Source organism: Aggregatibacter sp. HMT-949 (assembly GCF_041734645.1).
GTDB lineage: Bacteria > Pseudomonadota > Gammaproteobacteria > Enterobacterales > Pasteurellaceae > Rodentibacter.
Map to the genome: position 1 here is coordinate 1,705,724 of NZ_CP162010.1, position 13,653 is coordinate 1,719,376.

Here is a 13,653-nt window from a genome sequence, read left to right on the forward strand (position 1 = left end):
CCATGTTAAAGCGAAAAGGCGGCATTTCCTGATCTTTCGCAAAAATCCGTGGGAAACTTTTTCGCCTTTTGACAAATATGATAAGATTCGCGCAATTTTGTGAATGGGGACGGGTTATGTCGCGGTTTGCCTTATATGGGAAAATATCTATCGTGACCGCGCTTTTGTGTGGCACTATTTCAGGCTATGCGCCGACGGGCGAGGCCGCCGATCTCAATCAAATTCAACAACAAATCAAGCAACAAGAATCCAAACTTGCCGAGCAAAAACGCGCACAAGCCAAATTACAATCCACGCTGAAAAATCAAGAAAGTAAAATCAATTCTGTGGCGGGTGAACTGCGCGATACCGAACTGAGCCTGCAAGAAATTCGCAAGCAAATCGCCGAGGCAGACGGGCAAATCAAACAACTTGAGAAAAAAGAACGCGAGCAAAAAGCCAAGCTAGCAAGACAAATGGATGCGATTTATCGTTCCGGTTTGAATCCTTCCGTGTTGCAACGAATGTTTTCCGAGGATGCTCAAAAAGCGGCGCGAATGAAAGTGTATTATGAACATTTAAACCGCGTACGCATTGAGACGATTGAAAATATTAACGCTACGCAAGCGCAAATCGCCAAACAAAAAGAAGAGATTTTAAGCCGTCAACAAAGTCATAAAGCGCAGCTTTCAACGCAAAAAAAACAGCAACAGGAATTAGAAAAAGCGCAGCGCGAGCGTCAATCAACGTTAAACGAAATCAATAAAAATATCGATAAAGATCAAAATAAACTAACCACTTTGCGCGCTAACGAAGCCGCCTTGCGACAAGAGATTCAGCGGGCAGAACAAACGGTGCGAGCGCAAGAACAACAAGAACGTGAGGCCTTGGCACAGCGCAAACAAGCGGAAGAAAAACGCACCGCCAAACCTTATCAACCGACAGAACAAGAACGTCGCTTGATTAACAGCGCTAACGGCTTAGGCGCGGCAGCGCGGCAATATCAAAAACCGGTAAGCGGTTCCACGCTGTATTCGTTTGGCTCCACACAAGCGGGCGAAGCGCGTTGGAAAGGCATGGTAATCGCGGCACCGCGGGGTACACCGGTACGCGCCATCACCGGCGGGCGGGTAATTTTAGCCGGGCAATTAAATGGGTATGACTATATGGTGATCGTTAAACATGGCGACAGCGATTTGAGTCTGTACGGTTTTAATCAAGCGGTATTTGTGCAAGCAGGGCAACTGGTCTCCGCCGGGCAAACCATCGCGCAAGTGGGTGATAGCGGCGAAGTTTCGCGTCCGGCGCTTTATTTCGGCATCAGCCGCAAGGGCGTGCCGGTGAACCCGGCGGGGTGGATTAAATAATGTTCGGCTTACTGAAAAACGCGCGCAAAAATCTGCTTGTTTTTTCCGCCGCGCTTTATTCCTCATTAACTTTCGCGCAACATAAACTCGCCATCGTAATTGACGATGTGGGGTATCATCCAAAACAAGATGTGGCAATTTTGGCAATGCCGCGCGAGATTTCCGTCGCCATTATTCCCGCCGCGCCTTACGCTGCGGCACGCGACCGCGAAGCCTTTGCGCAAGGGCGCGATATTTTGATTCATATGCCGATGCAACCCGTGAGTTCAATAAAAATTGAATCCGGCGGCTTGCATTTGGGTATGTCGGCAGAACAGGTGACGAATCGTATACAAACGGCGAGAAATATCGTGCCGCACGCCATTGGAATGAATAATCATATGGGGAGCGCCGCCACAGCAGACAACCTATTGATGAGTCATTTAATGAACGCGTTGCGCGCGCAGCATTTATTTTTCCTCGATAGTCGCACCAGCGGCAAATCCGTAGCGGGCAGAATCGGACGCGAACAAGGCGTACGCGTGCTCGAACGTCATATTTTTTTAGACGACAGTAATGAACCGGCTGATGTACAACATCAATTCCAAGCCGCCCTTCAATACGCACGCAAGCGTGGCACGGCCATCGTGATCGGCCATCCACGGCCGAATACCGTTGCGGTGCTGCAACAAGGTTTAGCTAATTTACCGGCGGATATACAGTTAGTCGGAATAGGCAGTTTATGGCGCGACGAAGCTTTCGTGCCGAGCAAACCCTTTATCTTGATTTTCAACGATATTCCGGCGCCAACCTCGGTCACCCCCTTTGAACCGGTGCCATTGCTGCGTGGCGTACCGCGTTGAGGTTGCCCGATAGCACCGCATTGAAGCCTTGCGGGACAAGGGTTCAATGCGGTGCTCAAATCGATCTTCGCCTTCAGCATTTTTTAAAGACAAAAAGATACGGTCGGAAAACTCACGAATTTCCGACCGTACATTTTTATTTTGAACCGCATTAACGGCCGTTATATTCGAAATATAACACCGTAGCCGCGACGCGGGAATGGACGTTAAGTTTGCGCAATAAATTGCGAATGTGCACTTTTACGGTTTCTTCCGAAATAAATAATTGTCCGGCAATTTGTTTGTTCGATAACCCGGTGGCGATTAAACGTAATACGTCCATTTCGCGCTCCGTTAAAGAATCCATCGGATCTTGGCAATGTTCGCGTTCAAGCAGCAAATTTTTAATCGAATCGCTTAAAATCACTTCGCCTTGCGCAATGGCTTTAAGTTGTTCGAGCAAGGTATCCGGCTCGGTGTCTTTGAGTAAATAACCGTCTGCACCGGCATCCATCAAGGCGAAAATATCATTTTTCGCATCGGATACGGTGAGAATCACAATGCGCGCGTCCACCCCTTCGGCCCGTAAGCCTTTTAATGTATCTAACCCCGAAAGTCCTTTCATGTTCAGATCTAAAATGATCAAATCCGGTGATGTTTGCAATGCAACGGAAATCCCTTCCGCACCGCCGCCAACGTCGGCAATCACTTCAAAGTTATCGTCCAATTCCACAAGCTGCTTAATGCCGCGACGCATTAGCGGGTGATCGTCTATCAATAAGACTTTCAATGTTTCTTGCATATTCCCCCCCCCTAGGCGAAGATTTGACGAAAAAATCGCGTTATTTTAACGAGATTTTAACGATCTTCCAATGTAAAAAATGATGAAAGTTGATTTAGCACATTAATTCCCGATGAGAAAACTCGGATTAAACGGCTTTGCGTTGATATTTAAACGGTAAAATCTGCACGCGACCTTGCGGACAACGTTGAATTTGGTAAAACTGCGGATAATTGAAATTGCGCGACTCGATGTGATACGGATTCTCGCCGCCTTCCAAGCACGAGGCCTGATAAAGTCGGTTAATTTCGCGTACTTTCTGGTCTTTCGAACCGTCGCAATGGCGATAAATTTCCAAGTGATTAGCTTCGTTTAACAGATAGACATTGAAGCTGTCGTCTTTGTTATCTTCAAAGAAAAATTGTAAGAAACCTTCGCTAGCGAAGTGATCAATTTCCGGCGGATATCGACGATCCGGTGCGGGAAGCTCGTCTTTTTCTTCCACCGGACTTTGCAGCACGTCATCAAAATCTGCTGCATTTTGCGCGTCACTATCCACTTCTTGCAAACTGATGCCGCGATCTTCGAAAAAGAATTGCCAGTTTTTACCGGCCACGCGTAAACGCGGTGTATGGCACGCTTGGCTGTCACCCAATTGAATACTGATGCAACGATTAACCAAAGCACTCACTAGGCTACGTAAAGCGCGCCGATAATGTTGGCTATAACAAAAAACCTGTACGGAACGCGGACTGCCAGCACCACGATAAATTTTATTGGAAAGCACTTTTAAGGCCATCAAAATCGCATGCGGCCCCTCAAAATGCAGGGTGCGAATTTCGTTCCATATATTGCGATAAGTGAAATCAATGCTACCGACTAAATTTTGTTCGAGCGGACCGAAACTAAACAAATCACTGGCGGAAAGCTGGGCTTTCAATTCAGTTAAATGGGCGGTGGGATCTACCGTTAAATTCACCGCAATGACGATATTGCGAATTTCACAAGGTGTCGCCAGGGCACCGCTGTCGGCTGCGGTAATGGCGCGCGAAAAAGATAAGCGCAGATCCGCCACAAAATTACGTAAGGTTTCGATACTGACGGTTTGACTGAATAAATACAGCTCGGTTTCGGCGGTAAGTAAGCGGTTGAAATACGCCCAAGCTACCAATTTATTCAAGCTCTCGCTGTATTCGATGACACGATTTTCCGAGAACATCATCGCGCTCGGCGGTTGATTAATCAGATACCAACCGTCTTTAAAATGTTTGTTGCCACGTACTTCTAAGAAACTGATGTGGCGTTCCGACAAATCGCGAGAAATTTGCGTATTAAGCAAAATCACTTTGCCGGGCAACGCTTCAAATGCGGTGTAAAGTTTACGCGTAAGAATGTTAATATCTTGCGGTGCTACACGGGAATGAATTTTGTGTTTACGCGCAAAATTGACCAAATTGTGATAACTCAGCATCAGGAATTTCACCAAATTCTCATGACTTTCCTTCACTCGTTTAATTTTCCAAAATGGACGACGATTGAGTTCGCGAATGGTATCGTCACTCCAACCCCATTCTTGCGCCAAAATTTGCAAATAATTGGTGCGCCAGTTATGAATTTGGCATAGTGCCAAATCTTCGGTGGCTTTTACATAAAAACAACAGCGCACAAAATCCAATCGTTTAAATTCGGCAAGTTCGGTTAAATAATCCGTCACTTTGGCAAGCATAGCGATATACGGATCAAAATGATGAGACGGCGTGGTGTTGCCGGCAAACAGATCTTCTTTGAATTGGCAAGCAATCAAACGAGTATTCGGATATTCTTTGGAATAGGCTTCCAACAGTAAAATTTTCAGCACCGATTTATAAGGCGAATCAATTCCTTTATAAAGCTGCCAAAGACTGGCACCAAAATATTCATTGGCTGAAAACTGCCCTAATCCACCGAAATCCACCCAATCCTGCGGGTTGATTTCGCCGTTTTCGAGGGCTTTTTGCACTTCGCTTTCGTAATCCGTTTCCTTTTCCACCCAAAAATGCAGCCACAATAGCGGGTTGCCTGCAAGACGAACGGCAGAGCGATAAAACTCGTCCAACAACAACATATATTGCGCTGAACCGCTATTTTCGTTCGTGATCGGGTCAGCGTAACGATCATTGCGAAAACGTTGTTGATCGACTAAATAAAAATGAATTTCCACATCGAATTGCAGCGCCCATTCTTCGATTTGGCGTGCTTTTTGCGTTAATAAATCGCGCTGTGTATCGTTTAAGTCTTCACGACAACAAATCCAAGTGTCCATATCCGAACTGCTGGTTTGGCTAATCGAGCCGAAACTGCCCATTACGTACAAACCTAAAATCGGCGGTTTGGCCGTATAAAATTGCCGTTTGAAAGCATCGTAATGAGCGGGATATTCGCCCTTAAGAAAACGTTGTTGATAATCCGACAATGAAAAATGTGCGACGCCGCAAGGCGCTTTCACCACATAACCGGGCAAACTTGGATGATTTAATTGAAAAAGTAGCGGGAGCAAAAACAAAACCTGTTGGAAACCGTCACCGGAACCGAGCAACGCGCGTTCCAAACGGCGTCGATCTAACATTTCCACACATTTTCTCGCTCGATTAAGATCGTGTTTCAAGCGACATCCTTATCGGATGGAAAAAATTGGCGTTACTCTACCACTTGCGGGCGCAAAAGCAAAGCACGACGCCCAATCCGTGCGCAATTTGCGATATCCTGCGCCCTATTTTGAACAATTGATTTTATTACGCTGATTTCTTTTGCGCCGATTTCCGCGCGAGCCTGTCGACCAAATCCAGCACTTTCGGTTAGGTATTCGCCACTTTCTGCACGCCGATGATGTTGTGCCCCTTAGCACTGCTGATTTCCACCAAGTTCGCCAACAGCACCGCATTGAATGCTATGCAAATCACGCTTTTTTTCTGTTTAGTTCTGACTTTATCCGTTCGCTCTCGGTGTTAACGTAGCTCATCACCGAGAATTCCAAACAAGGTAGTAAAAATCACTTTTTTATAAAAACTCGACAATAATCCATAACAAATAGTTGAATAAAAAGTGGTTTGTATTGATAACTTTGGAAAAAAATAAATCCTATGTTAAGCACAAAATAAAGCGATTTTTTAATGTTGTTCTGCGCGTGTTGAAATGCCTTTTAAGGCTTCGCATTCGGTAACATCATTTTTTTCACATTGCATTAAAGGGAAGAGAAAACGTTCAATTTCTTGCAATTTAGCAATTTTTTCTTGTATATCTTGATAATGCTTTTGCACCAACATATTAACAGGGACGCATTCGCCTTTTTGTTGTTGATAAAGCTCAGTAAAACGAGCGGTTTCTTCCACACTGAAACCAAGTTCACGGCAAGCTTTAATAAAATTAAGTAAAACAACGGTATCTTGCGTATAAAGACGATAGCCGTTTGCCGCTCGAATGGGAGCAGGAAGTAAACCAATTTTTTCATAAAACCGTATGGTTTCCGGTGTGGAGTGGGTTTGTTCGCAAAGGTTTTTAATTTGTAAATAATTTTTCATTTTCTTTGACCTTGTTGTTAGTACAGGGTTTAAAGTGCATTCATCTTAATGAATAAGGAGAAAAAATGAAAGATTGTTGTTCTTCTCATCATTGTGAAACAGCTGTTTCACAATATTATCGCTATATTTTATGGACAGTATTTGCCATTAACTTTGGAATGTTTTTGGTAGAAATCATCAGTGGCGTAAACGCCGACTCTGCCTCGTTATTGGCGGATTCGTTGGATTTTCTAGGCGACGCTAGCAATTATGGAATTAGCTTGTTTGTGCTTTCAATGGCGTTATCAGTACGTGCAAAAGCGTCTTTACTCAAAGGCTACACGATGGCAATTTTCGGTGTATGGGTGCTAGGCTCAAGTGCGTATTTATGGTGGCTAGGCAGTTTGCCAAGTTATCATAAAATGAGCTTAATCGGCATACTTGCCTTGGTCGCAAACGTCATTTCCGCCTTATTACTTTACAAATACCGCGAAGGTGATAGTAATATGCGCGGCGTATGGATTTGTTCGCGTAACGATGCGATTGGTAATTTACTGGTTATTGCTGCGGCAGGTGCAGTGTATTTTACCCAATCCAACTTACCCGATTTACTCGTGGCAACCGTGATGGGTGGATTAAACATAAGTGGGGCCGTAGCAGTAATCCATCAAGCCCAAAGTGAATTGAAAGTGAACTAAAAACTGCGTTTGTCGCCAACAGCACCGCATTGGTGTCTGTTTCAATGCGGTGCTGTTGGTGATGGTCACCGTTCCCTGTTAAAACGACGCTCAGTGTAATCTTTCAAGGTTTTTTGTCATTGGACGTCGGGCGGAAAAACACTATAATGCCGCCTTTTTCGGAGGCTTAATGTTTTTTGTTTATCTTCTGCTTGCTTTGGCGGCGGGCACCGCATTGGCGTCGCAATCTGCTATTAATACCCAATTGGCTAAAGCGGTGGGCGGCGAACCGCTCGTCGCGACCTTCATTTCTTTTGCCGTCGGCACCATTTTGTTATTTATTATCGCGCTGTTTAAAACGGATTTATGGGCCGGATTGAGTGAAATTCCGCAGCAGCCTTGGTGGAAATTGTTGGGCGGCGTGCTCGGTGCAGGCGTGGTATTCAGCACCGTTTTATTAGCGCCCAAACTCGGCATTACCGCCATGCTATTTTTTATTATTATCGGTCAACTGCTTTCCGCCGCCACGATCGATCACTTTGGCTTAATCGGTATGCCGGTGCGTGAAATAAACCTTGTTAAACTTATCGGTTTGATGATTGTCGCCTTCGGCCTGATATTCTATTTCTTCGGCGATAAAGTCATCGCATTGCTGAAAAGTTAAAGCGATCGATTTGCCAAAACAGAAGCCGCCTAGACACCAATACAATCGGAATATTTCCCGTTTGAGATTGCGCTTTCCAATTCAACTGACGATGCGGCATAGAAATTATGCCCTCTTTGCTGAAAAGCATTGTCGCTTATGTCATTGGAAAGAAACCTGTGCGTAAAATAAGGCTTCAATGCGGTGCTCTGCGGAGGATCCAATTTCCTTTATCTTTTGGCTGCTCTTAGATGCATCAAAATGTCTCTCAAACTCGTCTTATCCGTTTACAAATCCGTAACAAACGCCTATAGTAACGCCCGTTAGTCGGGGTGCTCGGTTGCGCAAACAATCGGGCTGAGAAATACCCGTGAACCTGATACAGTTAGCACTGACGTAGGAAACTAATGCACTTCACTCTGCTTTTCCAGGGCTTATTTCAAGCCATTTTCCCCCGTTTAGCTGTTAGCCGGTATTGTTTTTCAATCTGATCTCACTAAGGATTAAATCAATGTCCAAGCTTTCTAAAAATCGCTCAAAAACATCATTAAAAACGGCCGCATTTTGCCTGCTCCCAATGCTTTTTTATACACAAGGTGCCCAGGCGGAAGGCAAACTGACCATTTATTGCAGCGTGCAAAATGTCACGTGTGAAAAAGTCACCCAACGTTTTGCCGAAAAATATAAGGTCGATGCGAAATTCGTACGCAACAGCACCGGCGCTGTGCTTGGCAAAATCAAAGCGGAAAAAGACAACCCGCAGGCAGACGTCTGGTTTGGCGGTACCTTTGAACCTCACTTACAAGCTGCCGATCAAGGCTTACTCGCCTCCTATCGTTCGCCATTACAAAAAGACATCATGCCGCAATTTAAAAAATTAATGGACGAACGGGGTGATTACACCTCAATCATTTATTTGATGGAAGTCGCCATCGGTGTGAACACGGAGAAATTAAAACAGCTGAATATTCCTGAACCCAAATGCTTTACCGACTTACTCAAGCCCGAATTCAAAAACCTAATCCAATACGCCGATCCGCGCGTTTCCGGCACCGGCTATTCATTACTCACCACACTGGTTCAACTTTGGGGTGAAGAAAAAGCCTTTGATTACTTGAAAAAACTCAATACTAATGTGGCGCAATATTCCAAAAGCGGATTGGCAACCGGTAATTTAGCCACCGGTGAAGTGGCTGTTGACATATCCTTTATGCACAGCTATGTACGTGAAAAAGACAAAGGCGCACCGGTAAAAGGCATTTTGCCTTGCGAAGGTGTCGGCTACACATTGGGCGCAGTCAGTATCATCAAAGGCGCACGCAATCTTGAAAACGCTAAACATTTTGTGGATTTCGTCCTCGACACCGAAGCGCAAGAAATCCCATGGCGGGAATCCGATTCTTACCAAATCCCAACCAATATTCACGCCAAAGCCTCCCCTAAAGCCAGTGATCCGACCAAACTCAATTTATTGGACATTGACTTCATCCGCTTCGGCGCCGATGTAGAAAGTAAACGGTTAATTGAACGTTGGGTTGAGGCAGTAAGAGGAGAAAATAACTAAGATAAGATATAAAGCGAAAGCTCACAAATGGCGCAACAGAATTTTGGCAACAAACAGAATTGAGCCGGCTTTCGGGAAATATTGGAAAAACAAAATAGGACCGCATTGAAGTGCGGTCCTATCTCGTTTCGTTTAGTTTTCTTTCGGCAAACGCAGTAAGGCGTAAATAAACCCGCCCCAAATCACGCCGAGGGCGATAATCATCATAATTATTGCACTGCTACTCATTCTATTCTCCTTTGCTTTCCAACGTTAATTTGGTTTCGCTTTTCCATTTTAAACGGGAAAGAATAAACGCCACCACAAGCAAGCTTACGGCCATCCCCCAGCCAAAGATATTTACGAACCAACTCGGGTAGCCTTCGTAACCTTCGGCAAACACTTTCGCGCCTTCGCTAAACAACATAAACGCCAAAATGCCGGTGGTAAGAACGATACATAAACGCCAGAAGAAGCCGACTTTAAAAGAAGACGTTTCGTTTAAGTGATCGCCCAATAAACCTAATTTTTCGTTCGCCACAATCGCAATTAATGACACAAATGCCACAGCGACGATACCGAAATAGTTCACGAATTTATCGAATACATCCAGCATCGGTAAGCCGGTAGTAGTGCCGAATAAAATTACCGAAAGCAACATCATCGGTACGCCCACAATGAAGGTAACTTTTGCACGACGAATGCGGAGCTTATCTTGAATAGCGGAAATAATCACTTCAATCACCGAAATGAATGAAGTCAAAGCTGCAAAAGTTAAAGAACCGAAGAACAACACGCCTAACACTTCGCCGAAAGGCGCTTTGTTAATGATGGTCGGGAAGGCAAAGAAAGCCAAACCGATACCGCCTTTTGCCACTTCGCTCACTTCTTGCCCTTGAGCCGTTGCGATAAAGCCCAATGCGGCAAACACGCCGATACCGGCTAACACTTCAAAACTACTGTTTGCAAAGCCTACTACTAAGCCGCTACCGGTTAAGTCAGATTCTTTCTTCAAATAAGAAGCGTAAGTCACCATAATGCCGAAGCAAATGGACAGCGAGAAGAAAATTTGACCGTATGCCGCAATCCACACGCTAGGACTGGAAAGTTTTGACCAATCCGGGGTAAATAACGCATCTAAGCCTTTCGCTGCGCCCGGTAGGAATAATGAATAAATCACCAAAGCAACGAACATAATCACCAATACAGGCATTAAAATGGCGGAGGATTTCGCGATCCCTTTTTGGATGCCTAAAGACAATACGCCCAAAGCAACTACCCACACCGCGATTAACGGGCCGGTCACCATACCGACAAAATCAAAGCTTACACCGTTAGCAATATCGCCCATTTTCAAGAATTCACCAATAAAGAAGTCGATCGGTTTATCGCCCCATGCGCTGTTGATGGAAAAATAAGTATAGCTCGCCGCCCAACCTAATACGACCGCATAGTACAAGCCGATAATCACGTTGACCATCACTTGCCACCAACCAAACACTTCGAAATGCGGGCTGAAGCGACGATAAGAAAGCGGTGCACCACCGCGGTGACGATGGCCGATTGCGTAATCTAAAAATAAAAGTGGAATCCCCGCGGTTAATAACGCGATAAGGTAAGGGATAATAAATGCACCACCACCGTTTTCATAGGTAGTGTAAGGAAAACGCCAAATATTGCCCAACCCAACGGCTGAGCCAATGGCGGCTAAAATAAACGCATTACGACCGGAGAAGGTCTCACGTTTCGGAGCGGATTGCGCCATAAAATTGTTCCTGTTAAAAATAAAAAGGACTCAACTATAATGAAATCTTAAAGCGAGTCAATAAAATTGACGATATTTCAAAGCTAAAACGTTATTCGGCTTGCCCATTCCGCTTGGGTTTACCGAATAACGTTAGTTCGGATCCGTCGCCACTGCGACTATGAAGTACTCCAACAGCACCGCATTGGAGCCAAGCAATGCACGGCGTATTACAGCACTTTGCTATGCTATGCTTGAAGAAATTAAAGAATATGCTGATATTGTTCCAGCATTTCTTTCGGCCAAACGCTGGATTGTACTTCACCGATATGTTTTTTACGAAGTAAGAACATCGCCATACGGGATTGACCAATACCGCCGCCGATAGTTAACGGCAATTTGCCGGCCAGTAATTCTTGGTGCCAATCCATTTTTAAACGTTCCTCATCTCCGGTTAAACCGACTTGCAAACGAAGGGCAGATTCATCCACGCGGATGCCCATAGAGGAAAGCTCGAAGGCTTTCTCTAAATCCGGATTCCACACCAAAATATCGCCGTTCAAACCTTTATAGCCGTTTTCTGATTCCGTCGTCCAGTCATCATAATCCGGTGCACGACCGTCGTGCGGTTTACCGTCGGATAATTTACCGCCGATACCGATCAAGAACACGGCGCCATATTCTTTACAAATGGCATTTTCACGTTCTTTGCTGGTTAAATTCGGATAACGTTTTACTAAATCTTCACTGTGCACAAACGTGATATGTTTCGGCAAAATCGCCGGAATATCGAAACGTGCTTCCACCGCTAATTCGGTCAAACGCATCGCACGATAAATAGAATTTACGGTTTCTTTTAAATAGGCGAAATTACGGCGACCTTCCGGAATCACTTTTTCCCAGTCCCATTGATCCACATAGACGGAATGCGTCTGATCCAATGAATCTTCGTCAGGGCGCAACGCTTTCATATGCACAAATAAGCCTTCGCCTTCTTTAAAATGAAAACGGGCGAGAGTATGTCGTTTCCATTTCGCTAAAGAGTGAACCACTTCGAACACCGCATTGGGGATTTGTTTTACGTTAACTTGAACCGCTTTCTCGACACCTGACAGATTGTCTTGCATCCCATTGCCCACCTGACTCAAAATTGGGCCTTGCACTTCGATAATACCAAGTTGTTCAATTAAGTTTTGGGTGAAAGTGTTCTTCACAAAACTGATTTCTTGTTGTTGCAAAATAAATGTTTTTTTCATATTTTCCGCCTATTTTTTAAAAAGAAGTAAATTTCATTAGGCATTATTTAACAAAATAAACATATAGCTCAAGTATTTTATTTACCTGTTGATTAATATTGAATATTATTTAAATAGATGGTAAAAAATTAGATAATCTTTAAAAGGAGTTATTTCATGCACAATATTGACAATTTGGATCAACAAATCCTCCGCGTTCTCACCAAAGACGCCCGCACTCCCTATGCCGAAATGGCAAAAAACTTCGGCGTCAGTCCCGGCACTATTCACGTGCGTGTAGAAAAAATGCGTCAGTCCGGCATTATTGAAGGCACCAAAGTGATCATTGACGAACGTAAACTCGGCTACGATGTGTGCTGTTTCATCGGTATTATTTTGAAAAGCGCGAAAGATTATGAGAAAGTAATTAAACAATTGGAGACTTTTGATGAAGTGGTTGAGGCTTACTATACCACGGGAAACTATTCGATTTTCATTAAAGTAATGACGCATACCATTGCGGAATTGCACTCCGTGCTAGCAACCAAAATTCAACTAATTGATGAGATTCAGTCCACCGAAACATTAATTTCAATGCAAAATCCGATTTTGCGGGACATAAAGCCATGATTGCCGAAAATGATTAGGGGCGTAAATACGCCCCTGTTCATATTAATTAAACGGAAATGGAAGGTTAATAATAAGAATGCTCTCCGCGCTGATGTTCCGTTACGTCTTTTGCACCTTTCAATTCGTTCGGGAATAAACTAATCAATTGTTTTTCTACCCCGTCTTTTAAGGTGACATCCACCATTGAGCAACCGTTACAACCACCGCCGAATTGTAAAATCGCGTAGCCATCCTCGGTGATCTCAATTAAGGTAATACGTCCGCCGTGACTGGCAAGCTGCGGATTGATTTGAGTTTGAATGACATATTCTACGCGTTCAATTAACGGTGCATCATCCGCCACTTTACGCATTTTGGCATTAGGCGCTTTAAGTGTTAATTGAGCGCCCAATTCCTCCGTTACGTAATCAATTTCCGCTTCCTCTAAGAATGGTAAACTGACTTCATCGACAAAGGCGGAAAAATTGTCGTATTTCATTTCAATATCGCTTTCCTCTACCGCATTCGGTGGGCAATAAGACACGCCGCACTCCGCATTCGGCGTACCGGGATTAACCACAAAAATACGAATATTAGTGCCCTCTTCTTGAGTACTTAACAATTTGCGAAAATGCGCTTGCGCCGCTTCCGAAATAGCAATCTGTTCCATAAACGTTCCTTAATACTTGAGAAAATTTGTCAGCGATGATACGCCTAC

At 44.5% G+C, this 13,653-nt stretch carries 14 protein-coding genes and 1 riboswitch; of the genes, 7 read left to right on the forward strand and 7 right to left on the reverse strand.

Annotated elements, in window-relative coordinates; all coding sequences use genetic code 11:
- The first annotated feature begins 116 nt into the window (after nt 1-116).
- A complete protein-coding gene (envC, locus tag AB3F25_RS08045; RefSeq protein WP_373603324.1) occupies nt 117-1,346 on the forward strand; it encodes a murein hydrolase activator EnvC in 1,230 nt (409 codons plus the stop codon).
- Nucleotides 1,346-2,188 carry a divergent polysaccharide deacetylase family protein gene (locus AB3F25_RS08050; RefSeq protein WP_373603325.1) on the forward strand — a complete coding sequence of 281 codons (843 nt, stop codon included), beginning with the start codon at nt 1,346-1,348 and terminating at the stop codon, nt 2,186-2,188. Before envC ends, AB3F25_RS08050 begins: the two co-directional genes overlap by 1 nt.
- Nucleotides 2,189-2,339: 151 nt before the next feature.
- On the opposite strand, the gene AB3F25_RS08055 is transcribed toward AB3F25_RS08050, so the two are convergent.
- Together AB3F25_RS08055 and AB3F25_RS08060 are read right to left on the reverse strand one after the other, a co-directional pair.
- A complete protein-coding gene (locus AB3F25_RS08055) occupies nt 2,340-2,969 on the reverse strand; it encodes a LuxR C-terminal-related transcriptional regulator (RefSeq protein ID WP_373603326.1) in 630 nt (209 codons plus the stop codon).
- Nucleotides 2,970-3,096: 127 nt separating this feature from the next.
- Nucleotides 3,097-5,592, reverse strand: a complete 2,496-nt coding sequence (locus AB3F25_RS08060) for a class I adenylate cyclase (protein ID WP_373603327.1) — start codon at nt 5,590-5,592, stop codon at nt 3,097-3,099.
- A 245-nt stretch (nt 5,593-5,837) separates the two neighbouring features.
- Between AB3F25_RS08060 and AB3F25_RS08065 the strand changes: the two genes are divergently transcribed.
- A complete protein-coding gene (locus AB3F25_RS08065; RefSeq protein ID WP_373604354.1) occupies nt 5,838-5,936 on the forward strand; it encodes a hypothetical protein in 99 nt (32 codons plus the stop codon).
- Between the two features lie 158 nt (nt 5,937-6,094).
- Here the strand turns inward: AB3F25_RS08065 and AB3F25_RS08070 are convergent, their stop codons facing one another.
- Nucleotides 6,095-6,505: a MerR family transcriptional regulator gene (locus AB3F25_RS08070; protein ID WP_373603328.1), complete on the reverse strand. Its 411-nt coding sequence runs from the start codon at nt 6,503-6,505 to the stop codon at nt 6,095-6,097.
- A 65-nt stretch (nt 6,506-6,570) separates the two neighbouring features.
- On the opposite strand from AB3F25_RS08070, the gene AB3F25_RS08075 reads away from it, so the two are divergent.
- The 3 genes from AB3F25_RS08075 to AB3F25_RS08085 all read left to right on the forward strand — a co-directional run bounded on the left by AB3F25_RS08075 (nt 6,571) and on the right by AB3F25_RS08085 (nt 9,368).
- A complete protein-coding gene (locus tag AB3F25_RS08075) occupies nt 6,571-7,182 on the forward strand; it encodes a cation transporter (RefSeq protein ID WP_373603329.1) in 612 nt (203 codons plus the stop codon).
- A gap of 169 nt (nt 7,183-7,351) precedes the next feature.
- Entirely contained in the window at nt 7,352-7,825 is a 474-nt protein-coding gene (locus AB3F25_RS08080) for a DMT family transporter (protein ID WP_373603330.1), read from the forward strand.
- A 297-nt stretch (nt 7,826-8,122) separates the two neighbouring features.
- Nucleotides 8,123-8,224: riboswitch (TPP riboswitch) on the forward strand.
- Between the two features lie 91 nt (nt 8,225-8,315).
- Nucleotides 8,316-9,368 (forward strand): ABC transporter substrate-binding protein, encoded by a 1,053-nt coding sequence (locus AB3F25_RS08085; RefSeq protein ID WP_373603331.1) that lies wholly within the window; start codon nt 8,316-8,318, stop codon nt 9,366-9,368.
- A gap of 132 nt (nt 9,369-9,500) precedes the next feature.
- On the opposite strand, the gene AB3F25_RS08090 is transcribed toward AB3F25_RS08085, so the two are convergent.
- The 3 genes from AB3F25_RS08090 to asnA form a co-directional block, all read right to left on the reverse strand.
- The gene (locus AB3F25_RS08090) at nt 9,501-9,596 is read right to left on the reverse strand and encodes a methionine/alanine import family NSS transporter small subunit (RefSeq protein ID WP_373603332.1); all 96 of its coding nucleotides are present in this window, start codon (nt 9,594-9,596) and stop codon (nt 9,501-9,503) included.
- Between the two features lies 1 nt (nt 9,597).
- Nucleotides 9,598-11,112 carry a sodium-dependent transporter gene (locus AB3F25_RS08095; protein WP_373603333.1) on the reverse strand — a complete coding sequence of 505 codons (1,515 nt, stop codon included), beginning with the start codon at nt 11,110-11,112 and terminating at the stop codon, nt 9,598-9,600.
- A 242-nt stretch (nt 11,113-11,354) separates the two neighbouring features.
- Nucleotides 11,355-12,347 (reverse strand): aspartate--ammonia ligase, encoded by a 993-nt coding sequence (gene asnA, locus AB3F25_RS08100; RefSeq protein WP_373603334.1) that lies wholly within the window; start codon nt 12,345-12,347, stop codon nt 11,355-11,357.
- Between the two features lie 156 nt (nt 12,348-12,503).
- Here asnA and asnC point away from each other — a divergent pair, with 156 nt between their 5' ends.
- On the forward strand, nt 12,504-12,956 hold the full coding sequence (gene asnC / locus AB3F25_RS08105; protein WP_373603335.1) for a transcriptional regulator AsnC: 453 nt from the start codon (nt 12,504-12,506) through the stop codon (nt 12,954-12,956).
- Nucleotides 12,957-13,020: 64 nt separating this feature from the next.
- Here asnC and nfuA read toward each other — a convergent pair whose 3' ends face one another.
- Nucleotides 13,021-13,605: a Fe-S biogenesis protein NfuA gene (gene nfuA, locus AB3F25_RS08110; RefSeq protein ID WP_373603336.1), complete on the reverse strand. Its 585-nt coding sequence runs from the start codon at nt 13,603-13,605 to the stop codon at nt 13,021-13,023.
- Nucleotides 13,606-13,653 lie beyond the last annotated feature (48 nt).

Excerpts from the sequence above, each read along its gene's own strand:
- nfuA (WP_373603336.1), bottom strand. The coding sequence starts at position 13,605 with ATGGAACAGATTGCTATTTCGGAAGCGGCGCAAGCGCATTTTCGCAAA.
- AB3F25_RS08055 (WP_373603326.1), bottom strand. The coding sequence starts at position 2,969 with ATGCAAGAAACATTGAAAGTCTTATTGATAGACGATCACCCGCTAATG.
- AB3F25_RS08090 (WP_373603332.1), bottom strand. The coding sequence starts at position 9,596 with ATGAGTAGCAGTGCAATAATTATGATGATTATCGCCCTCGGCGTGATT.
- asnA (WP_373603334.1), bottom strand. The coding sequence starts at position 12,347 with ATGAAAAAAACATTTATTTTGCAACAACAAGAAATCAGTTTTGTGAAG.
- AB3F25_RS08050 (WP_373603325.1), top strand. The coding sequence starts at position 1,346 with ATGTTCGGCTTACTGAAAAACGCGCGCAAAAATCTGCTTGTTTTTTCC.
- AB3F25_RS08095 (WP_373603333.1), bottom strand. The coding sequence starts at position 11,112 with ATGGCGCAATCCGCTCCGAAACGTGAGACCTTCTCCGGTCGTAATGCG.
- AB3F25_RS08075 (WP_373603329.1), top strand. The coding sequence starts at position 6,571 with ATGAAAGATTGTTGTTCTTCTCATCATTGTGAAACAGCTGTTTCACAA.
- envC (WP_373603324.1), top strand. The coding sequence starts at position 117 with ATGTCGCGGTTTGCCTTATATGGGAAAATATCTATCGTGACCGCGCTT.
- AB3F25_RS08070 (WP_373603328.1), bottom strand. The coding sequence starts at position 6,505 with ATGAAAAATTATTTACAAATTAAAAACCTTTGCGAACAAACCCACTCC.
- AB3F25_RS08085 (WP_373603331.1), top strand. The coding sequence starts at position 8,316 with ATGTCCAAGCTTTCTAAAAATCGCTCAAAAACATCATTAAAAACGGCC.
- AB3F25_RS08080 (WP_373603330.1), top strand. The coding sequence starts at position 7,352 with ATGTTTTTTGTTTATCTTCTGCTTGCTTTGGCGGCGGGCACCGCATTG.
- asnC (WP_373603335.1), top strand. The coding sequence starts at position 12,504 with ATGCACAATATTGACAATTTGGATCAACAAATCCTCCGCGTTCTCACC.